The sequence below is a fragment of the Colwellia echini genome (genome assembly GCF_002843355.2).
In the GTDB taxonomy this organism is placed as follows: Bacteria; Pseudomonadota; Gammaproteobacteria; order Enterobacterales; family Alteromonadaceae; genus Colwellia; species Colwellia echini.
This window is the reverse complement of sequence record NZ_PJAI02000022.1, coordinates 1-23,260: the sequence shown is the minus strand read 5'-3', so window position 1 is coordinate 23,260 and position 23,260 is coordinate 1. Positions and strand designations below refer to the sequence as shown.

Here is a 23,260-nt window from a genome sequence, read left to right as displayed (position 1 = left end):
TCAGCGTTTTTTTAAATCAAAGGTAACAGCGGCTACTTATTGGGAAACAGCCGCGCCTAGCCTTTTCCTTATACGTATTTATAGTACTGCTTTAAGTGAAATCGAAATTATGACTATAGCCAATAAAACGATTACTGTTAGTAATGAAAAAATACACCCTGTAGATCAACGTTTACCATTAGCTCCCACAGTAGTACTAGGTTTACAACATGTTTTGGTCATGTATTCAGCCTGTATTATCGTGCCTTTAATTTTAGGTGCTGCGCTACAGCTGCCCAAAGAAACACTCTCTTTAATTATTAATGCCGATTTATTTGCCGCAGGCTTAGCAACCTTAGTGCAATGTTTTGGAAATAAATATTTTGGTATAAAACTGCCGATAATGATGGGTGTTACGTTTACTTCGGTAGCGCCAATGATCGCAATAGGGGTTAACCCTGAGCTTGGTTTGCCTGCGATTTATGGGGCAATTATTGCTTCAGGCATATTAGGCATGTTATTTGCGCCTATCATGGGACGTTTGCTGCGTTTCTTTCCGCCTGTGGTTACTGGCTCTGTGTTGCTCGTTATCGGGATAAGCTTAATGAAAGTAGCGATTGAATGGTCTGCCGGCGGTAGCCCTACATTGGCCGATGGCTCTATTAATCCTGACTTTGGTAAGCCTATTTATTTATTAATAAGTTTGGTACAGCTGGCGATAATCTTGCTTATTAATCATTTTGCCAAAGGTTTTGTCAGCAATATTGCTGTCTTGTTAGCGATGTTTGCGGGTTTTTTTGCTGCCTGGTTATTAGGTGATGTTTCATTTAACGGACTAGGTGAAACGCCATGGTTTGAAGTGATTAAACCGCTCAGTTTAGGCATGCCTACCTTTGATTTGCTAGCCATTTGTTCAATGAGTTTAGTTATGTTGGTCACCATGGTGGAATCAACAGGCATGTTTTTAGCTTTAGGAAAATTAGTCGACAAAGAAGTCGATCAAAAGCAATTAGTGCGGGGACTACGCTCGGATGGCTTAGGCACATTTATTGGCGGTATTTTTAATGCTTTTCCTTACACTTCTTTTTCTCAAAATATAGGTTTGGTGACCATTAGCAACGTTAAAAGTCGTTACGTCACGGCTGCGGCGGCAATCATTTTGCTAATACTTGGGTGCGTTCCAAAAATGGCATTTATTATTGCCTCTATTCCGTCTTACGCGTTAGGTGCTGCCGCTATGGTTATGTTCGGTACCGTAGCTGTTATGGGCGTACGTATCTTAAGTGAAGTAGACTTTGCTAAATCTCGTTCGAACTTATTAGTGGTATCGGTCAGTGTTGGTATGGGCTTAATCCCTATGATTGCACCGACATATTTTCAATATTTACCTCAGTGGAGCCATATTTTTACTGACAGTGGCATTATTCTAAGTGTCTGTACTGCAATATTGTTAAATGCTTTTTTAAATCAAACATCGAATAAGGCGCATTAATAATGACATCAATAATTTATCAAGCTGATTATATTATGACAATGGATAATGACAATACTCTAATCAAAAATGGGGCGGTCGTTGTCTGTAACGGTAAAATTACCGACATAGGAAAAGCGAATGATATTTTAGCTAAACATCACAGTACAGCTGTAAAAAAGATGTCTAAACGTATTTTAATGCCCGGTTTAATTAATACCCATTGTCATTCAGGCATGTTACGTGGCACTGCTGAAGGATTACCTGTATGGGATTGGTTGCAACAATATATTGATCCGATGCATCGTGTGCTAACCCCAAAAGAGGCAAGCTTATCATCTTGGCTATGTTACGCAGAAGCATTAAAGTCGGGGACTACTTGTATCGTTGATATGTGGAGATATATGGACGGCAGTGCTGAAGCGGCTAAAGAGTTGGGTATTCGAGCTTGCTTAGTCCCTTATGTTGCCGAGCACCCTGAGCATAACTACTTTGAAACATTAGAGAGTAATGAAGCCTTAATTAACAAGTGGCACCAAAAAGAAGAAGGGCGTATTCAGGTGTGGGTAGGGCTTGAGCATTTATTTTACGCTGTGCCTAAAGCATTAAATCGCATAGGAGATATGTGTCGAGATTATCAGGTCGGTTTTCATACCCACAGTAATGAAAGCCGCTTTGATGTCGAGCAAACGATAGAACGCTATAATGTTAGGCCAATTCAAGCATTACATAATTTTGGCTTACTTAACGCGCCAAAAACATTGTTAGCCCATTGTGTTTGGACAGACGACCATGAAATATCCTTATTGGTGGAGCACAATGTTGGTGTTGCGCATAACCCTATTAGTAACATGAAATTGGCCTCAGGTGCAGCGCCCATTATGGCTATGTTAAAAGCTGGTGTGTCGGTAGGTTTAGGGACAGATGGCGAAAAAGAAAATAATAATTTAGATATGTTTGAAGAGATGAAAGTTTCTTCATTATTAGCTAAATTTGCAAATTTAGATGCATCGGTTCTTGATGCATGGGACGTATGTCGCATGGCAACAATAGGCGGAGCTAAAGCGCTAGGGCTTGATAAAATCATAGGGTCACTGGAAGTGGGTAAATCAGCAGACATGATCGCAATTCGAAGTGATACGCCTAGAATGACGCCGCTTATTGATAACGGACCTTTAATGAATCTTCATCATAATATAGTACATGCCGTACAAGGACAAGATGTCGATATGACTATGGTGGCAGGTAAAATATTAGTCGAAGGGGGTAAGTTGATAAATCATGATATTCAACAACTTATCGCTAGGGTAAATAATGCAGCTCCCGCACTTTTTGCGAGACGCGAGCAGTGGTTGACTAAATCTGGTGGTGGAAAAAACGCGTTATATTAATCTAAAATTAGCTATTAAAGCTTTATCGATAACAAAACTTTAAATAACGTTATTCATAATTTTGCAACATTTACCGAGTAAGGTGCATCTCAGGATAAAAAACACTTGTTTAATAGTCTGCTTTTTTCACAATTTTTAAAAGTGTCTTTAGAATAAAACTTACCTACTTTAGGAATAAATTATTCTTTTAACTTTAACTATGGAGTCGTGTTATGCCACATATCCCACAAGATTATGAAAATGTTTTTGACAAAGAATTAACGTTAGTTGAACCTTCAAAAATTGCGGTCTTAGTCGCCGTGACTAGTTATTTCACCCTCGTGGGCTGGATTATAGCAATGTTGGCAAATGACAAGTATAAGTCAGACTTAGCAAGGTTTCATTTACGTCAATCCATTGGTTTGATCATAACTGGTGCAATTTTATCGTTAATTCCACTTATTGGTTGGCTTTTAAATATTGCTATTATTATTGCTTGGGTAACGGGTCTTTATTATGCAATTCAAGGTCAAGAACACAAAGTACCGTTGGTAGGGGACTTCTATCAAAAACATTTAGATTTTATTGAATAGCTCTGTTATATAGCTCTGTCACATACCTATGTCGGTAATAAGTCGATATTAAATTCGAATATGCTTGAATATCAAATACTCAAATAACTAAACCACAGTTCATCTCTATATCGTGAAGTTTTATAAGACGTATCTTTACTCATTTACTTTTATTCGTTCAACAAGAAAATCTACCGCTGCTTTTACTTTTGGTACTAAGTAACGTTGTTTTTGATACAACAAGTAAACGGCCATATCGGCATGTTGTGAAATAGCTAACTTATCTTCAAATTTAAGTTCTTGTAATTGTCCGGATTCAAGATATGAACCAAGCGCCCATTTTGTTGACATTAAAATACCTTCTCCGTCACAAGCTTTTTTCATCAGCCATGAGCCGCTATTTGAAATAGTTACCGCAGGGCCTGATACATCATGCCATTGGCCATCTATATTACATAACCAAGGCATAGGGCCAGATGGAGCTTTAAAATAAAGGCCGTTATGCTCCTTTAACTCCATTACATTTTTCGGCATGCCAAATTTATCAAGATAACTCGGTGAAGCGACAGGAATAAACCCATTGTCCATCAGCCTTATGGCTAGCACGCGCTCATTAGGCGCGTAACCACCGCGAATAGCAATATCAACATCATCACGGCCGAGTGCTGATAACTCATCACTTAAACTGACATCTAATATGATTTCAGGGTATAACTCGCTGAACTCATCTAACAAAGGAAGTAATATCATATTACCAAAACCGACCATTGAACTGATTCGTAAACGACCCATAGGCGTTGTTTGATAACTACGTACAGTCTCATTACTTTGCTCGAGTTGATTTAATATTTGCTTTATATCGTTATAATAAATTTGTCCCACTTCGGTTAATTTAACGATTCGGGTTGAACGCTTTAATAACGTCGCTCCTAAGCTTTTTTCTAGATCGGCAACGCGTCTTGATAACGACGATGGTGGTACATTAAAAGTACTTGCCGCTTTGGTAAAACTGCCAGTCTCAACGACTTTAGTAAAATACTTTATTGCCCGCAGTTGATCCAACTGAATTCTCCTTAATAAATTCTGAGTATTATACCAATTTGATTAAGTTTCTTCTCAACTCAGAGCTATATTCGATACTCATTAACAAGGCAAATTTGTTTCGGTTTAGTCATTCTAAATCAAATAAATTTAACGATGTTAGTGGGTATCGAGATAGCTCCCAGAGGGCGATTTTAAAAGGTTTACAAGCTGCGTTATTGATTTTGACAAGGACGCTACATGGATGTAGCTTATAAAGAAAATTCAGGAGCATATTTTCCTGAATAACCATTCTCTTCAATCAATGCCTTGCTTATAAACCTTTTAATTCTCGCTGAGTGGGAAAGAACTTAATCAATTTGGTATTAGGTATCTAGGTTTACATAGTGTCCTTATTATTGCTTTAAAAGCAATAGTGATTAGTGTTTTCCCTTATATATAATATTTTTAAAACAAGTAATACTATATTTACCCTGAATTAAGGGGATTGACACCAACCTTCACGTTAATAATGGAAATTGACTTATGATAACTTTACACGGCTTTGCCGCTAGCAATTATTACAACCTAGTAAAACACGTACTTTTACACAAAGAATTGCCATTTCAAGAAAACCTTATTTATGGTGGTAGTGACGAGTTATTGGTAATCAGTCCGGTAGGCAAAGTGCCTGCCATTACAACAGCGCAAGGGCTTAATATTTCAGAATCGAGCGTGATTTGTGATTTTATTGAAGAAACATACCCCGCGATGCCGTTATATCCAGAAAATGCAGGAGAGCGTGCAGTTGTTCGTCAAATAATGAAAATTTCAGAGCTGTATTTTGAACTACCAAGTAGACGACTTATCACTTATGCATTTACAGGCACTGCAGTTCCAGAGTTGGTTGCCACTGAGGTGCGTCAAGTTTTAAGTCGAGGCATTATCGCATTAAATCACTTAACTAAGTTTTCACCTTGGATCGCGGGCGAACAATTTACCATGGCTGACATTTACGTTTATTACGTAAATACCGTTGTTAAATCTATTGCTTCGTCTCAACTTAATTGGGAAATATTAGCAGATATACCCGGCATGAAAGAGTGGGATGTCGCAATGGGTAAATCTGACATTGCGCAAAGTGTAGAAGCAGATCGAAAAGAAAATATGCCTGAGTTTATGCAAAAAGTTACTCTTCAAATGAAAGCTTCAAATGAAAGCCCAAATAAAAGTTAAGTTTCAAGCAACCAATACTAAATAGAGCTTAGCCACGAAATCGAGTGTATCTTAGAAATAGGTACGGCTACGAACAAAAATGGTCAATACAATAACGTTATTGGCGCAAAAAATTATTTATATGCAGGAGCATTACTCATGTCAGATTCAAACTCAAACTCAAATATTCAACTTACTTCAACAATCAGCGAAGACAATAAACTTACACTTGCTTTGCAAAACATCTCAATACCGCAACCGGGTGCTGATGAAGTTGTTATTCGTATGGAAGCGGCGCCTTTAAACCCATCTGACTTAGCTGTGCTGTTTAGCGCTGGAGATATGGCTAAAGCAATTCAATCAGGCCCTGAGCAAAATCCTATTATAACTGCAGATGTTCCTGCTCAGGCTATGCCATCACTTAAAACACGTGTGGGCAAAGCAACACCTGTGGGTAATGAAGGCGCAGGAACAGTAGTAGCAGCAGGCTCATCAGCTGCGGCACAGGCATTAATGGGGAAAATGGTTGCCGTGATTGGCGGCGGAACTTATCGTCAATATTTATGCACCAATGTTCAAAGCTGTTTAGAATTAAAAGCAGGAACAACAGCAAAAGAAGGGGCTTCATCATTTGTTAACCCGCTTACTGCATTAGCTATGGTGGAAACCATGCGCGCTGAAGGTCATAAAGCTATTGTTCATGCCGCTGCCGCATCTAGCCTTGGCCAAATGCTAAACCGTATTTGTATCGCAGACGGCGTTGATTTAGTTAACATTGTACGTAAACCAGAGCAAGAAACCTTATTACGTGATATGGGGGCAAAATATGTTGTTAACTCAAGTAGTGAAACTTTTATTGCTGATTTAACCGCGGCGATTATTGAAACAGGCGCAACCATTGCGTTTGATCCAATTGGTGGTGGTCAACTAACCAGTGATATTCTTAACTGTATGGAAGAAGCAGCGGCACGTGATATGAAAGAGCACAGTGTTTATGGCTCAGATGTTTTTAAACAAGTTTATATTTATGGCGCATTAAACCGTGGTCCTATTACGTTAAACCGAAACTTTGGTTTTGCTTGGGCTGTTAATGGCTTCTTGTTATTTAATGCACTCGGAAAACTAGGTACTGAAACGGTAATAACAATGCGTAAACGTGTTGCCGATGAAATTACTACAACATTTGCGAGTAATTACACTCATGAAGTATCATTAGCTGAAGCATTACAATTGAAATCAATTGCCGCTTACTCTAAACAAGCGACAGGTGAGAAGTACTTAATTACACCTCAAAAGTGATTTTTCTTATATATATTACTTTTAGAAGTTAGTTATAGAAGTTAGTTATTATATAAGTTAATTATTGATGAAGGTATTTTTTATAGTTAAATCAAGTTAATCAATAACTTTCTCTTAAAACCTTAATGAAAATTAAGGTTTTTTTATGTCTGCTTTAGACTGAAATGAAAGGCGAAGTAAAACCATTAATATTCATTTTAAATTTCCGTACCTTCTATGCTAATACCCTAATAAAATCTATGGCTAGCAATATCTTATGTTATTTGATAAAAATAGTGAAAGATTAATCAGTTATGAAATTATGATATTCATTGTAGAGATTTAGTTTATGAGTTCTAGAAGTTGTGAGTACGGCGTAGGAGATAACTCTTACAAAATGGCAGGAGAGCTGGCGGGTTTGATTAAACTCGTAGATGAATTTTATAATAATATGGATACTTTTACTGAATCAAAAAAGATCAGAGATATGCATTCTAATGATTTATCAGAGTCGAGTAAAAAGTTAGCCTATTTTTTGTCTGGTTGGCTTGGCGGCCCTAAATTATATGCTGAGCATTACGGGAGTATAAATATTCCTTATGCTCATAAGCATTTATCAGTGGGTGTTGAAGAAAGTGAAGCGTGGCTATTATGTATGCAAAAAGCCATAGATAATCAACCTTACGAAAAGCCATTCAAAATTTACTTAATTGAGCAATTAAGGGTTCCAGCAGAACGGATTAGAATGGTGTCAGCTGGTTAAGGATCATGTAGCTAGCTACTTTATAAACTAGATTTCTAACTGCAATACCTAGGTATTAGCTGCGTCTCACTCAATTTAGTATTCTAGCTAAGATGTTCTTAGCCTCTTGATGAAGCGATATCAATAACAAAATAAATGAGCCGATCTATGAATTTGGAGTTAAAAGTAGCTACTTTAGACAATGTAGCAGAGGTTTTAAATCTGCATTACAAATACCAAGTTGATTCAATACTTGAAGAAGATAAGAAAGATGGCTTTATAACGACCGCTTTCACCGAGTCACATTTAAGCCAACTGATAACCGAAGAGCAGGGGCTATTTTTAGCCATACATAACAAACGCATTGTTGCTTATGCTATGGCGGCTTCTTGGTCATTTTGGTGTCAATGGCCGATGTTTCAATTCATGGTAGATAATTTACATGACGCGACACTTTTTAATAACGAACTAACCACTACAAACTCTTATCAATATGGGCCTGTATGTGTTGATAAAAGTGTACGCGGTGCAGGTGTATTTGAAGATGTTTTTAAATTTTCACTTAATAAAATGTCTGAGAAGTATCCTTATTTAGTTACGTTTATCAACAAAAACAACCCTCGCTCTTATGAGGCTCATACTCGTAAAGGTAATTTGGTTGTTATCAATGAATTTAATTATAATAATAACCAATATTTTAAACTTGGCTGTGAAACTTCCAGATAGTTATTTAAACAGATATATAGCTGTCTGCTTAGTCTTCATTTCGCAAAAATAAACCTCACCTATTAATCAAACGTTGAAGAAGAGACTTGATTTCATGCCAGTTCCTGACCCATTAACAATAATGACATTCCCCACAGCCAAAGATCTCAAGCAGTGGCTTAAAGTAAACCATGTCAGCGAAAGTGAACTCTGGGTGAAAATATATAAGAAGAACACAGGCATTGAGAGTATTACTTGGAATGAACTTGTGATTGAGGTTTTGTGTTGGGGCTGGATTGACGGTGTTAAAAAATCACTTGATGATAAAGCTTATCTACAGCGTATTACGCCACGCAAAGTGCGCAGTAATTGGTCTAAAAGAAACACTGAGCATGTAGAACGTTTAATAAGTGAAAACCGGATGATGGAATCAGGGCTGGTACATGTTCGGGCAGCAAAAGCTGATGGCCGATGGGATAATGCGTATGTAGTTAGTGAGATGGAAGTGCCTGAAGACTTTCTAATAGCTGTTGCAAGTGATTTCAATATTAAAGCATTTTATGACACGCTAACTAAGTCGAGTCGATATGTTATTGCGTACGCATTACTCAGCGCCAAGAAACCCGAAACAAGAGAAAAACGATTTACAAAATTTATAAGTATGCTTAAGCAACAAGAAAAGCCGAAGTAAAATTATATAAGTGAGTAAAATTAATAGCATTGTACTGTTTCAAGCGCTGCGTACTCTAATTAAGACAAGGTAGAGCCTGTTCGTGAAACTGGTTACACAAACAGGCGAAAACGCAGTTTAAATTTAAAACAAGTTCTGTCTTTAGGTTCATTTAAAATGCATTTACTCTTTGATGCTCTCTTCTTAAATTGAATAAATTTTTAACCCTTGAAAGAGCAACCGACCCTAATTATTTTCTAAATATATCGTAAAAAAACACCTTGAAAATATCCTACTGATTTTACTAGTGTTCGCTAGCCCCATGTGGTTAAATTTGTGTTGATTATAATCCCTATAATTTAATGGAAGTTAACTTCGACTTAGGTTCGGCTTAGGTTCCATTTAGGTTGAAGCTAGCTTGTTTTCAGACCATGTTTTTTCACTTATCAAAATCAAAAAGGCGTTACCTTGATCTATCTTTATCCAGCCAACAAAATGGAAAATTTGTTAACCTTACTCAACAAAATTTCTCAGCTTTCTCCCTTAGGTGTATTTAATCAAGAAGTCATTGTTGTACAAAATGCAGGTATGCAGCACTGGCTTAACTTAGCCATAGCTAAAGAACGTGGTATTAGTATGAATATGCGTTACGCGTTACCTGCTCAGTTTTTGTGGAAGCTAATACGCTCGCTGGCTAGCGATGATAAGGTGCCAGATCAATCGCCTTACTCAAGAGAAGTGCTTTGCTGGCGAATTCATGCCATTTTAGCCCTTGATTCAGTAGTTAATGACAATGATTTTAGCCAAGCAACACAATATTGGCGTGGTGAAAAACCAGTAAGTGTTGATGGTGAAGTCAATATTAATGAAAGTAAACATGCTCAATTAAAACGTTACCAATTAGCCGTACAACTGGCCGATTTATATGAACAGTATTTGATTTTTAGACCGCAATGGCTAGATAGTTGGCAGCAAGGAAACTTTGAATTATCAGGCCTGGAAAATAGCGAAACAAGTGAGCATAAATGGCAAGGTAAGTTATGGCAATTATTAATTACTGAGCTTGCTTACAACCCTGTTGAATTAATGCACGATGCAATTGCTAATATTGAGTCTAAAAAAGATCTTATTCCACCACGGATTAGCTTTTTCGGCCTTAATACTATGGCGCCAATGTGGTTAGATTTTATTAACGCCTTGAGTGAGCATGTTGAAGTACACTTTTTTCATCTCAACCCGTGTTTTTCTTATTGGGGTGATATTATTACTCAAAAAAGTGCGTTAAACCAAGCATTAGCAAATGCCAAAGGTAAACTCTCAGCGTGGTCTGATGGCGTTGATGATGTACAAAGTTTTGTGGGTAATCCTTTATTGGCTAACTTAGGTCAACAAGGCCGTGAATTTATCTCTATGCTGCAAGATTATAGTACAATTGATATTGAACTCTTTGAGCAAGCAAAAACGGATCACGATCAATCAGAACAAGTCAATCAAGTTGAAAATGCTAAAAATCAGCAAGCAAGTGTTTTACATTACATACAAAATGATATTTTGTCATTAACCGATGCCAGCCATACAACTGACAGTTCAACAAACTCATTAAGCGCAGCTCAATTAGATAAACAAGTAACGAATAAAACACTTCAAGATGACTCAATTGTATTTACAAGTTGTCATAGTGCACTACGTGAAGTACAAGCTCTGCACGACTACTTATTGCATCAATTTAATCAAGATAAAAGTTTAACCCCAAAAGACATTTTGGTAATGTGTCCGCAAATAGAACAATATGCTCCCTACGTAAATGCCGTATTTACCCGTGGTTGGCAAGATATTGCAGGTGAAGTACCACCATTACCATGCTCAATTGCGGATAGAAGCGCTAAAGATAGCGATCCTCTGGTTGCTGCTTTTACAGAGCTATTAAGCTTACCCGATAGTCGATTTGGGGTCTCGCAATTACTCGCTTTTTTACGCTTACCGGCTATGGCAAGCCAGTTTGCAATAAACGCTGAAGATATCACTAAAATATCTGCTTGGTTAGAACAAGCCACAGTGCACTGGGGCTTAGATTTAAGCCATAAACAATCTTTATTAGGGGATAAAGCTAATGCCGCGTTTACATGGCAACAAGGTTTGTCACGCTTATTACGTGGTTTTGCTTTTGCTGATAGTGAACATATTTATCAAGATCAACTTCTACTGAGTAATGTTGAGGGCAGTGATGGGATTTTACTCGGGCAATTAATGCTCTTTATTGAACAGTTACAATACTTTAGCCAAAATCTACAGCGAGCTCGCAGTGCCACGCAATGGCAAACCTTTTTGTTAGAACAGTTAAACCGTTTGTTTAGCCGTATCGATAGCGATAATGTCAGTTACGAAAATAGCTTAATGATTATTGAACAAGCCATTGCTGGTTTAGTTGAACATTGTCACAGCGCTAACTATGAAGAAGATATCTCGTTACTCATTGTGGTTGATTATCTAACACAACATTTCAGCCAAGGGGATGCGAGTAAACAATTTATGGTTGGCCAGGTTACCTTTTGCTCTATGCTACCAATGCGCAGCATTCCGTTTAAAGTGATAGCTGTGCTTGGTTTAAACGATGGTGAATTTCCAAGACAGCGACAACCGTTAGGTTTTGACCTTATGCAATTATCTAAAGCCCAGCTTGGTGATAGATCACGCCGTGGTGATGACAGATACTTATTTCTAGAAGCGATTATTTCGGCAAGAAAATCCTTGTATTTGAGCTATCAAGGTCGAAACATTAAAAATAACAGTGAAAAACAGCCCTCGTTAGTCGTTAAAGAGTTAATGGAATATTTAACTCAAGGTTATGGTTGGGACTTTACTGAAATGAATAACTCTACAACATCTTCTCTATCGTCGTCAGCAATTTACCAATTACCGATGCAAGCCTTTAGTTCTCGTAATTATCAAGGAAAATGGGCGAGTTTTGATGCCAACTGGCTAGCTTTAGGGCAAAGTACTAAAGCTGAACAAAGCGCGGTTGAAAACCCAGGTGAAAACTCATCAATTTTAACCATAGCCCTAGAAGAGGATGAGTTAAATGTCCAAGACATTAACTTGTCATGTCAGCAATTAATACGCTTTTACCAACACCCAGCTAAAGTATTTGCTCAACAGCACCTTAATCTCTATTTTGAAAATAATAATATATTACTTGAAGATGTGGAGCCGTTTGAGGTTAATCGTTTAGAAAGTTATCTTTTACGCCAAGACTTTCTTCATAGCACTTTAACTAGCATGGCCGCTAGTCAGTTAGGTGATGGGAGTACTGAAGATGTTACTCAAGGTTTGGAAAACTGTTTACATCAAGCAAAAACCAAAGCCCAATTGTCAGGTAAATTTCCAGATTTACCTACCACAGAAATGTTATTTACTGAGTATCAACAAGATGCTTTGCACTTCAGCGAAGAAATTAACACCCTTAATTGTGATAACCCTGAAATTATTACTTGTGATATCACATTACCGCTTGAACTAGAAACAACGAGTACTAAAACGGTTAAGGTTAAGTTAACAACACAATTATCAGTGAAAAATAACTTATTAGTGCATTATCGAAGCTCAAGCGCTAAAGCTAAAGACAAGTTCACTTTATATTTACAGCAACTGGTACTGCAAGTATGGCAAGACCAAGTCATTTTGAACCCAACAACAAGTGCTATTGAGGCGAGTGATGCTGAAAAGTTAGCACAAATTACTGAAAGCGTAGGACTATATTTCAATACTAAAACACAAAAAGTCGATCAATTTACCGTAAAAACTATACCTGATGCGAAATCAAAATTAATTAACTTACTAAAGGTGTTTTTTAAAGGTCAGCAACAACCCTTATTGTTAAATGGCGAATTAGCCGAAAAAGTATTTACCAAGTCACGTGGTGAATTAATCGCAATGAACCAAAGTCGATTTGAGAGTTTCTGGTTAGGAGATATGAATACTCGTGGTTTAGTTGAAGATGAATATCTTAATTATTTTTGGCCGCAATGCCCACAGTACAGTCATCATCAAACGGATATTGAATTAATTTATCAAGATTTATATGACTTAGTTGTAAAAGCTGCTGCTAAAAAGAGTAGCAAAGCTAAGCAGGGAGCTAAATAATGACAGAGTTAATGACTGCTAAACAATCGCCTAAAACGAGCGAAATAGTATTACAAAACCTTGATGCCGCAACCATTGCACTTTCTGGTAAACACCTTATAGAAGCTAGTGCAGGGACGGGGAAAACCTATAATATCACCCGCATATATTTGCGTTTATTACTTGAGCGTGAGTTAACGGTTGAGCAAATACTTTTGATGACCTTTACCAAAGACGCCACACAAGAACTACGTGGCAGAATTGACGCTTTTATTCGTCAAGCGTTAAACGATTGGGATGATTTGTGCCTCAACGATGTGTATTTTAGCGAACTTGATCAGCGAATTGAAAAACCTAAACGAGAATTTTTATTAAAGCGTGCTTTATTATTTTTAGATGAAGCGGCTATATTTACTATCCACGGTTTTTGTCAACGTGTATTAAATCAATACGCCTTTACCAGTGGCTTACCCTTTAATGCTAACATGGCGGCTAATTCATCTGAAATAACCTTGCAAGTTTGTCAGGATTGGTATCGCAGTTTAGCGAAAAATAGCCATAACAACTTTTTACTTATTGCCCAATTCTGGCCAACACCCAATAGTTTCTTATCTAGTTTTAGCAAAGCTATCGGTCACACCAGTGAATTATCAGTTATTGATGTAGTCAGTGTCGAAAATGAGTTTATCAACCTAACTCGACAAGCATTGCAAACGTTAATAACGAATAGCACATTAATAGAAAATGCTTTGATATTAGTAAAGAAGGGCACTGAGCAAGAACTAAGACGCAGAGAGCTGGCGCAATTAATCAACTGGTTAGAGAGCATTATTAATGAGCATTTATCTTTGCTTGACGTTGGGCAAGGTAAAGCCGGCATGCCTGACAGCTTTATTGATGGCAGACGCTATAGTCGATCTAAATTTAAAGCTGAGTTAGTTGAGGTGCTTGCGCCAGTCTTAATTGTTAAAGAACAAGTTAAAGGTTTGGCTGACAAAATTAACAAGGCAAAAGCGTATGCAATTGTTAAGTCGGGTATTTATCAAATTCGACAAAAAGTTATAGAACAAAAGCAGGCGTTAAATATTTTAGACTTTGACGATTTGATCAATACCCTAGCGAATTGTTTAGGCGCTGCAAATAACTCAGAGAAGAATGAAACAAACCAAGTGAATCAATTAAGCACTGAGGTAGCATTTGATCCTGAAAGTGCCGCTTTATTAGCAAAGCAGTTATTACAGCAATACCCTGTGGCGTTAATTGATGAATTTCAAGATACTGATCCTAAACAGTTTGGTATTTTACAAAATATTTATTACGGCGATAAAGCTGAACAAGCCCAAGCGGGGCTATTTCTTATTGGCGATCCTAAACAGGCTATTTACGGTTTCCGTGGTGGTGATATTTTTGCTTACCTTAATGCGCGCAGTGGTTGTGATCACCATTGGTTAATGGATACCAATTGGCGTTCAACCCCTGAAATGATCGCAGGATACAATCAGTTATTTACCTATCTGCGTACTGAAACTCAGCGTAATGAAAATAAGTGTAATGAAGATACTGAATTAACAGAGCACGTCGCGCAATCTAGCCAGCACTCTGAGCTTAGCTCTGACCTTAATTCCGATCTTAGTTCTGATCTTAGTTCCGATCTTAGCTCTGATGCTAACTCTGAAAAAGATAGCAAAGCAAGTGTCTTCGGATTTGGTATTCCTTATTTACCGGTACTTGCGGGTAAAGCATCGAAGCAACCAACAGAAGATACTGGCCTTACTAATGAAAGTGATAAAGCTCTGCAATTTATTCATTTCACGTCCGAGAGTGAAGAGCAACCGGAAAAAGTCAGCCAAGCTAGTCGATCCACATTAGCAACTTGGTGTGCGAATGAATTAGCCACATTATTAACGACTCCTCCAAACCAAAACCAAGCGTTAGCTAAACCAAAAGACATCGCTATTTTAGTACGAGATGGCGCAGAAGCGCGTGATATAAAAATGGCTTTGCAACAAGCAGGGCTTGAGAGTGTGTTTTTATCTGACAGAGCTAACTTATTTCATTCTGAGCAAGCTAAACAATTATTAAGCTTATTAAAAGGCATATTATTAGCTGAAAATGAAAGGTTATTTGTTACTGCCTTGTCATGTGGGTTATTAGGTTATAACGCCAAAAAGTTGCATGAATTACAAAATGATGAAATAGCGTATCAAAGTGTAAAGTTTGCCTTTGTTGATTACCGCCGCCAATGGCAACGACAAGGGTTCATAACTATGGCCATTAACTTGATGCATAATCTAGTTGATGTCTCTGAGGTGAATAGTTATAGCAGTAAAGATCGTTGTTTAACTAACATTTTGCACTTGTTTGAAATATTACAAGCGGCGAGCGTGCGTCTTAGCCAGGGACAAGAGTTATTACATTGGTTTGAACAGCAATGTCATCTTGAAATTAATGATGTTGAAGCAGAGCTGCGTTTAGAAAGTGATGGCGACTTGATCCGTTTGATCACTCAACATGGCTCGAAAGGGCTTGAATACCCGTATGTTTTCGTGCCGTTTGCTTGTCGTCACAAAGACCCGCTTAAATTTGGGCTTAAATCAGTTAACTATCTAGAATACCATGATAACAAAGGTAACTTGTGTTTGAGTTTAGATGGCTCAAAACAAGCGAAACAAGCCATGAGTGATGAAGCTTACGCTGAGAGCATTCGTTTATTGTATGTTGCGATAACAAGGGCTGAACGTCGCTGCTACATATTGTGCTGTGCTTTTGATAATTATCATTTGTCGCCATTAGGTAAAACTCTGCAATTACAAGACAAAGACAGTTTATCTCTATCACTAAACAAACTTAAAGCAGAAGCCGAACATGCCATTGGTATTCGTGAAGTGTCACTCGATTCAGCAGATGATTATACTTCTGATAATATTTTAGACGCTATTAAAAATTCACCGAGGGAAGCTAATAATTTACCTCAAACAGCGGTTAGTATTTTTACTGGCTCAATAGAGCGTGATTGGTGGTTAAGCTCATTTACGGCATTAAGTCGTAATATTCGTCATGCTGGTGTATCTAATCCTGATAGAGACAGTGATTTAACTAAACGGGTTTCTGAATTATCTACTGACGCTGGATATGTCGAGCAAGTAAATTTGAACCAAGTGGTAAACACTGCGGATAATATTTGCTTTAAACTGGCCAAAGGCGCGCATACAGGTAATTTATTACATGATATTTTAGAGCACACCGATTTTACCGCACCAGATTGGGCTACTGCCTTTGAAAAACCGCTGTTAAAATATGGAGAGCTAAATGGCAACGTTGATCAGGCTGATAGATTTACTGAAGAGGATCTCAAACAATGGTTAACACAAATACTTAATGCCCCTTTGATTAGTAATAAGGTTAACTTAGGTGTGAGTACAGAGCTTGTAAACCTAGCCAAGCTCCCCCTAAACAAAACATTACGTGAAAGTGAATTTTATTTTCCTATGCAAGGTCAAGGAACTGGGGCTTTAGCTAATTTGCTAACCGATCATCGAAATAGTGTTCAGCCTAGTAGTAACGGTGATTTATTGAATACCTCCCGTAAATATCCAGTCATGTTACCTAACTATAAAAAGTTATCTGGGATGATGCATGGTTTTATTGATTTAATCTTTGAATTTGCAGGTAAGTATTATCTTTGTGATTATAAATCAAATCACTTAGGAGATAGTTTTAACGATTATCAGTTCGATGCTTTACTCGATAATGTTGAAAAAAATTATTATGACTTACAGTATTTAATTTATTCGCTGGCATTACACCGTTACTTACAACAAAACCTACCTGATTATGAGGTGAGTCAGCATTTTGGTGGCGTGTATTATTTATATCTTCGCGGCATGACAACCGATCCAAAACATCAAGGTAGTGGCGTTTATTATCGCGCTATTAGCGAACAAGAAATTAATCAATTAGATGCTTTATTTTCTGCAGATATAACCAGTCAGTCTTCAGAGCTAAATGAAGATGCAACGGCAGCGCAAATAACAGTAGAAGAGGCATAAAATGATCGATTCAATTAGCACAAATACTTCGGCTACTATGGACAAAGTAATGGCAGGCAACTCAATTTATAATAACTTTCAGCAAGCCAAAGCTGCCATTTTAGGTATTGAAGCGATAGATTATTTTTTTGCTAAAGAAATGATCAACGCCTTAACTGAAAGTTTGAATAGCGTCACTGTGGCTAATAATGTAGAAGAAAAGTCGCTGTTACGAGACGAAAATGTATATCACATGTTTTTAGCATTAAGTGTCAGTTTGCGGGCGGGGCATAGTTGTTTACCATTAGCTGAAATTGGCGGCAAACATTGGGGCAAAGGTTTTGCATCTAAAGCATCACAAGAGTTAACAGAGCAAGAGTTATTTCAGCAAGAAAAGTCCGATTTAAGTGACATGAGTGAAAGCTCAGCGCAAACGCTCAGCCATGTGGGGTTTGTTTTTGCACCATTATCACAACTACAACAATGGTTAAGTGAATTAAATCTACAGATTGCTGATAAGCAGTTAGTGGTTTTAGATAATGATAACTTGTATATGCGTCGTTATTTTCAATTTGAGTATGAATTAGGGCGTGCTATTAAAAGTCGGTTAAATACACCATGTACTTATAGTAATGATGATATACGGGCCTCTATCACTAGCATTTTTCCTGAAGATGCAGTGCAAGAAAGTGAAAAAGATGAGGTTGATTGGCAAAAAATTGCCGTTGCTAATGCAATTAATAAAAACTTTAGTGTTATTGCCGGTGGGCCAGGCACAGGTAAAACTTATACGGTTACTAAATTATTAGCTGCTTTGGTAAGTTTAGCGCGTATTTCACCAACTAAACAAAATCAAGAAAACGATAACGAAAATGATAATAAAGCGTTATCGGACATAAACATAGTGCTAGTTGCGCCAACGGGTAAAGCCGCGCAACGATTGTCAGAATCAATAGTTGATGCTATTTCTGGCTTTGCTGGGCTAATTGATGCGAACGTTCTTGCTGATATTCCAACACAGGCACAAACCATTCATCGTTTATTAGGTGTTATTCCTAATTCACCTAATTTTAGGCATGATGAGAATAATCGTTTAGCTTATGACATTGTCTTAATTGATGAAGTATCTATGGTTGATTTACCGCTAATGACTCGCGTATTTCGCGCTTTAAAAGACAGCTGTAAAGTGATATTACTTGGTGATGCAGATCAATTACCGTCTGTTGCTGCAGGTAGTGTTCTAGCCGATATTGCACCACGTCCACATGGCGGTTTTAGCACAGTTAATCAAGAGTATTTACTTGATGTATGCAACCTTAACTTGGCACAACAACAAGGCATAAATCTTAATAGTGCAATTAAGCATACTCCAAACAATAGTCCGCAATGTGATTATTTAACGTTCTTGATTAAATCACGTCGTTTTGATGGTAAAGGTGGTATAGGTTTAATTGCCAATGCAGTGATTAACGGAGATGTAAATCGTAGTTGGCAGTTGCTTAATGATACAAAAAATACAGATACAGAAAGTGCTGTGGAAAATCAATTAGTATTGGCACAAGATGAGCTTACTCATTGGTTAGCGCCTTTAGTGAAACAATATTACCAACCAATTGCTCAATGCAGTAATGTTAAAGACGCTTTTACGTTGTTATCTCAGTTTCGAGTTTTGTGTGCAACTAGGCAAGGTGATTATGGAGTTGAGCAACTTAATGAACAGATTAAAGGTTATTTAGGTAAAAGTACGCCATTTCATTTGCAAACTCAGCAAGGCCAACAAAGCCATAATATGCTTTATCATGGATTACCTATCATGATTAACCAAAATGATTACCGATTAGGGTTGTACAATGGTGATATTGGCATTATTTGGCATGTTGAAGATAAAAATGGTAATAAACATCTAATGGCCTGTTTTGAAGAGTCGTCTGCCGTTGATGGTATTCGAAAAATTTTGCCGTCACGTTTACCACAATTTGAAAGTGTATATGCTATGACCATACATAAAACCCAAGGCAGTGAATTTACTCATGTGGCTATGGTGTTATCGGCAAACGACAATGCAAGTGACGAAAGTAAAATACCAAGTGGTAGTAAACTATTATCACGCGAATTACTTTACACCGGCATTACCCGTGCGAAAAAGAAGCTAACCATTGCAACTAATAAAACCGTGTGGAAGCAAGGGGTGATAGGACAAGTTAAACGGTATTCGGGGTTATCGTTAGATTGCTCAAGCTAAATGATATAATCCCCTTTGATAACCATATTTGATTTTAAAAATTATTCAGGACGTTAACAAACACATGCAATTAATTGATATAGACAAAGCGCGTTATAGAAAACATTTAAATATTATTATTGTCGGCTTTATTAGCTCATTATTAATATTGTCATTAGCTTTTGGCACATTACTTATCAGTATGTTTTCAACTATTGGAGATGTAACTCATGTAACTCAGGCTGCTAGTGATTTTGTAGATGGCGAACAACAATCTAATTTTAAATATAATTTATTAGGCGTTATTCTTGCGCTACTGGCTAATGCTGCGTTTTTGCATAGCGTTAAAGGCAGTGATTATTTTAAAGAAGTTTATTATGTTTGGCAGGTTAAACATATACAAAATTTGATTTACCGCAAACTTAAAAAGATTAAGCTGGCGGCTAATACGGGTGAAGAAAGGGCTTTGATTATTTTATCTTTTTATTATCAAAGCCAATTACAAGTATACAAACTTGATGACAACACCATTACACTTGATACTGTGGTGAATGAATTACAAAAAGTGAATGATACCATTGCAGATTACGGGCTAGATTTAAGTAATAAACAATTCGATAAAACCTTATTAGCAGTGTATTAGTATTAGCGGCGTAACAATTGATCTAGATAGGGTTGATAAATGATAGACAATAAAAAACCAGCATTCTTAAACAAAGATGCTGGTTTTTTTAATTGGTTTGGCTTATTCGTTACTAATAAAAATAATTTAAAGTAATATAAAATTTATTAAGCTATTTGTATTAGTAAAGCTGCCTGAATTATTTACGAGCTTATCTAGCGCGGAAAATAATGCGACCTTTTGATAAGTCGTATGGTGTTAATTCAACGGTTACCTTATCGCCAGTTAAAATACGAATGTAGTTTTTACGCATTTTGCCCGAGATATGTGCAGTAACAACGTGACCATTTTCAAGTTCTACGCGGAACATAGTATTAGGTAGGGTATCTAAAACCGTACCTTGCATTTCAATATTTTCTTCTTTCGCCATGGGGCGCTAAACCTCTAATGTTGTGCAAATTAGCCGATAAATATCTCACTATTGAGGATATTATGTGGCAGATAAAAAAGCTGCGCGAATGATGCCTAATTGCTTGGCTAAAGTAAAGGCTTGTGACTATTTATTTAGCAATTTTAGCCTTATTTGACACGTTTAGCTGCCATTCTCCGTCAATAAAGCGTTCAAATGGGAAGTATCTGTCTTTGTAATTCATTTTTTGGCAATCATCTATTTGATAACCTAAATATAGATACGGCAGCGACATTTGTTTGCAAAAACTTAATTGAGTAAGAATTGAAAACACACCTAAACCATTTGCTTTAAAGTTAGGATGATAAAAAGTATACACCGCAGATAAGCCATTACTGAGTACATCAGTTACCGCTATACAGATTAACGTATCTTCTATTTGGCCAGTCGATTCATCGGCAGGAGCCCAAGTCTCAATAAACAACTGTTTGGTTAAATTACTACTTAAAAAACTTTCAAATTGCTGAAAAGAAGCAGGGTACATACTGCCATCGCTATGTAAGGTATTAATATAATTTTCAAATAAAGGGTAGTAACTGTCTTTTAACTGATCAGATTGTTTAATAATAAAATGACTATTACGTTTTTTAGAGCGCTTTTGACTTTTAGAGGGGGTAAATCCATTGACTAACACTCGAATAGATTGGCAAGCATTGCAGTCTGTACACTCTGGTCGATAACTTTGATCGCCACTGCGACGAAAGCCCTGAGCCATTAACCAAGCATAACTTTCACTATTTTGTAAACGTTCATCTACAGCAATTAATAAGCGCTCTTGTTTATTGGGTAAATAATTACAAGGGAATTCTTTTGTTAATCCTAAAGTGTATGATGAATCGCTCATTAAAAATTGCCTACTGCATTAATTGAAGGGGTAACTTATTGAAAAATTATGTATTGATTAAATGGTTAAAGTGCGTGCTTGCCAGAAATTATCAGGTACTTTTTGTTTTCTGGCAAATTGTTGTTGCACAAGAAACGCATCACGACTTATTTCAATAGCGCCCATATCTTCTAAAAATGGATTTAATAACTGACAATCAATAAACTTAATATTGATTGAGGACAATAGTTTGCTTAGTGCTACCAAGGCAAATTTAGACGCATTAGGTTGTTGGTAAAACATTGACTCCCCAGAAAAGAAACCATCGATGGCAACACCATAAAGTCCGCCTAGTAAAACCCTTGTTTGCTTTCTTTGTTCATCAATTTTGTCTGGGAGCGTCTGCCAGATTTCAATTGAATGCGCATAACCTAATTGATGTAAAGTTAGATAAGCGGTTTGCATTTCATCAAGGATCCAAGTTTCGCCTTCACGAAAGGGCGCGTTAGCACATAACTGAATAACTTGTTTGAAATCTTGATTGAGGGTTACTTCAAAAGGGGATTTGTTGATAGCTTTACGTAAAGTACGATTAATCCGTAATTGTTCAATATTGATAATTGCTCTGGGATCGGGCGACCACCACATAAGCGGGTCGCCAGCACTGTACCAAGGAAAAACACCCTGACTATAAGCTGTTAATAAGCGTTCGGGTGATAAATCGCCACCTAGCGCTAATAAACCATTAGGCTCAGTAAGGGCGTATTCAATAGGAGGAAAGGTCAAACTATTATCATCAAGTTGATATAAAATTTGACTCATTTCCGTTCCTATTACATGTGGTTACTCTAAGCTTGGCGTTAGAGTAAATAAAGCTTATTGTGCGTCTAAGCTATTGTGCGTCTAAGTAACGCTCAGCATCTAATGCAGCCATACAACCAGCACCTGCAGAGGTAATTGCTTGACGATAAATATGATCAGCAATATCACCAGCGGCAAAAATGCCCTCAACACTAGTTTGTGTTGCGTTACCCTGTGTACCGCTATTAATGGTTAAGTAACCATTTTCCATCGCTAATTGATCTTTAAAAATATCAGAATTTGGCTTATGACCAATAGCTATAAATACACCTGCAACATCAAGCTCTTCAGTTGCTTCTGATTTAGTATCTTTTAGACGTAAACCAGTAACACCCATGTTATCACCTAGTACTTCATCTAAAGTGCGGTCTGTGTGTAAAATAATATTACCGTTAGCTACTTTGTCGTTTAAACGGTCGATTAATATTTTTTCGCTACGGAAAGTATCGCGACGGTGAATTAAATGAACTTCACTCGCAATGTTTGATAAATAAAGCGCTTCTTCAACAGCAGTATTACCGCCACCAACTACAGCAACTTTTTGGTTCTTGTAGAAGAAACCATCACAAGTAGCACAGGCTGAAACACCACGGCCCATAAAAGCTTCTTCTGACGGTAAACCTAAATACTGAGCCGATGCACCAGTACAAATGATTAATGCATCACAAGTATATTCGCTGCTACCTTTTAATTTATAAGGCTTAGAAGAAAAATCTACAGACTCGATATGATCAAAGATAATTTCAGTATCAAACTTCTCTGCATGTTTTTGCATACGTTCCATTAATGCAGGACCTGTTAAGTCATCCGCATCACCTGGCCAGTTTTCAACTTCAGTTGTAGTGGTTAATTGACCACCTTGCTGAATACCTGTGATCATTACAGGCTTTAAGTTAGCGCGGGCAGCATATACTGCAGCGGTATAACCAGCAGGGCCTGAGCCTAAAATTAATAGTGGACAATGTCTTACGTCGCTCATGAAATCTCCAAGAAAAAATTGAATAGCTAAATAATTAGCTGATTGAGTAGGTAAATTTAACTAACCTGAGTTCGGGATAATGAAATTGTAAAGTATAACAATATCAACTATTTGTA

The 23,260-nt window shown here is 37.3% G+C and carries 17 protein-coding genes; 12 read left to right on the top strand and 5 right to left on the bottom strand.

The window, feature by feature from the left end; translation table 11 throughout:
- Positions 1–109 precede the first annotated feature (109 nt).
- The 3 genes from CWS31_RS14990 (at position 110) to CWS31_RS14980 (ending at position 3,413) form a co-directional block, all read left to right on the top strand.
- Positions 110–1,471: a nucleobase:cation symporter-2 family protein gene (locus tag CWS31_RS14990; protein ID WP_101345724.1), complete on the top strand. Its 1,362-nt coding sequence runs from the start codon at positions 110–112 to the stop codon at positions 1,469–1,471.
- A 2-nt stretch (positions 1,472–1,473) separates the two neighbouring features.
- On the top strand, positions 1,474–2,841 hold the full coding sequence (locus tag CWS31_RS14985; protein ID WP_101345723.1) for an amidohydrolase family protein: 1,368 nt from the start codon (positions 1,474–1,476) through the stop codon (positions 2,839–2,841).
- A 212-nt stretch (positions 2,842–3,053) separates the two neighbouring features.
- Positions 3,054–3,413 (top strand): DUF4870 domain-containing protein, encoded by a 360-nt coding sequence (locus CWS31_RS14980; protein WP_101345722.1) that lies wholly within the window; start codon positions 3,054–3,056, stop codon positions 3,411–3,413.
- A 135-nt stretch (positions 3,414–3,548) separates the two neighbouring features.
- Here CWS31_RS14980 and CWS31_RS14975 read toward each other — a convergent pair whose 3' ends face one another.
- Positions 3,549–4,454 (bottom strand): LysR family transcriptional regulator, encoded by a 906-nt coding sequence (locus CWS31_RS14975; RefSeq protein ID WP_101345721.1) that lies wholly within the window; start codon positions 4,452–4,454, stop codon positions 3,549–3,551.
- A 504-nt stretch (positions 4,455–4,958) separates the two neighbouring features.
- Between CWS31_RS14975 and CWS31_RS14970 the strand changes: the two genes are divergently transcribed.
- The 9 genes from CWS31_RS14970 (at position 4,959) to CWS31_RS14930 (ending at position 20,033) form a co-directional block, all read left to right on the top strand.
- Positions 4,959–5,648 carry a glutathione S-transferase family protein gene (locus CWS31_RS14970; RefSeq protein WP_101345720.1) on the top strand — a complete coding sequence of 230 codons (690 nt, stop codon included), beginning with the start codon at positions 4,959–4,961 and terminating at the stop codon, positions 5,646–5,648.
- A gap of 138 nt (positions 5,649–5,786) precedes the next feature.
- Positions 5,787–6,926: a zinc-binding dehydrogenase gene (locus CWS31_RS14965; protein ID WP_101345719.1), complete on the top strand. Its 1,140-nt coding sequence runs from the start codon at positions 5,787–5,789 to the stop codon at positions 6,924–6,926.
- 328 nt (positions 6,927–7,254) lie between these two features.
- Positions 7,255–7,668, top strand: coding sequence for a group II truncated hemoglobin (locus CWS31_RS14960; RefSeq protein ID WP_101345718.1), 414 nt, complete (start codon positions 7,255–7,257; stop codon positions 7,666–7,668).
- Positions 7,669–7,815: 147 nt separating this feature from the next.
- Complete coding sequence (locus CWS31_RS14955; protein WP_211355844.1) at positions 7,816–8,373, top strand: GNAT family acetyltransferase; 558 nt, start codon at positions 7,816–7,818, stop codon at positions 8,371–8,373.
- Positions 8,374–8,467: 94 nt separating this feature from the next.
- Positions 8,468–9,043, top strand: coding sequence for a YdeI/OmpD-associated family protein (locus CWS31_RS14950; protein WP_101345717.1), 576 nt, complete (start codon positions 8,468–8,470; stop codon positions 9,041–9,043).
- 474 nt (positions 9,044–9,517) lie between these two features.
- Positions 9,518–13,162 carry an exodeoxyribonuclease V subunit gamma gene (gene recC, locus CWS31_RS14945; protein WP_425457531.1) on the top strand — a complete coding sequence of 1,215 codons (3,645 nt, stop codon included), beginning with the start codon at positions 9,518–9,520 and terminating at the stop codon, positions 13,160–13,162.
- Positions 13,162–17,190 (top strand): exodeoxyribonuclease V subunit beta, encoded by a 4,029-nt coding sequence (gene recB / locus CWS31_RS14940; protein WP_101345715.1) that lies wholly within the window; start codon positions 13,162–13,164, stop codon positions 17,188–17,190. The genes recC and recB overlap by 1 nt, the downstream gene beginning before the upstream one ends.
- Before the next feature lies 1 nt (position 17,191).
- Complete coding sequence (gene recD, locus CWS31_RS14935; RefSeq protein ID WP_246143551.1) at positions 17,192–19,411, top strand: exodeoxyribonuclease V subunit alpha; 2,220 nt, start codon at positions 17,192–17,194, stop codon at positions 19,409–19,411.
- A gap of 64 nt (positions 19,412–19,475) precedes the next feature.
- Positions 19,476–20,033, top strand: a complete 558-nt coding sequence (locus CWS31_RS14930) for a DUF3087 family protein (protein ID WP_101345714.1) — start codon at positions 19,476–19,478, stop codon at positions 20,031–20,033.
- 190 nt (positions 20,034–20,223) lie between these two features.
- Here CWS31_RS14930 and infA read toward each other — a convergent pair whose 3' ends face one another.
- The 4 genes from infA to trxB form a co-directional block, all read right to left on the bottom strand.
- On the bottom strand, positions 20,224–20,442 hold the full coding sequence (infA, locus tag CWS31_RS14925) for a translation initiation factor IF-1 (RefSeq protein ID WP_011043571.1): 219 nt from the start codon (positions 20,440–20,442) through the stop codon (positions 20,224–20,226).
- Between the two features lie 130 nt (positions 20,443–20,572).
- Positions 20,573–21,325, bottom strand: coding sequence for an arginyltransferase (locus CWS31_RS14920; protein ID WP_101345713.1), 753 nt, complete (start codon positions 21,323–21,325; stop codon positions 20,573–20,575).
- 57 nt (positions 21,326–21,382) lie between these two features.
- On the bottom strand, positions 21,383–22,126 hold the full coding sequence (aat, locus tag CWS31_RS14915; protein WP_101345712.1) for a leucyl/phenylalanyl-tRNA--protein transferase: 744 nt from the start codon (positions 22,124–22,126) through the stop codon (positions 21,383–21,385).
- Between the two features lie 70 nt (positions 22,127–22,196).
- Positions 22,197–23,144, bottom strand: a complete 948-nt coding sequence (gene trxB, locus CWS31_RS14910; protein ID WP_101345711.1) for a thioredoxin-disulfide reductase — start codon at positions 23,142–23,144, stop codon at positions 22,197–22,199.
- Positions 23,145–23,260: the final 116 nt, after the last annotated feature.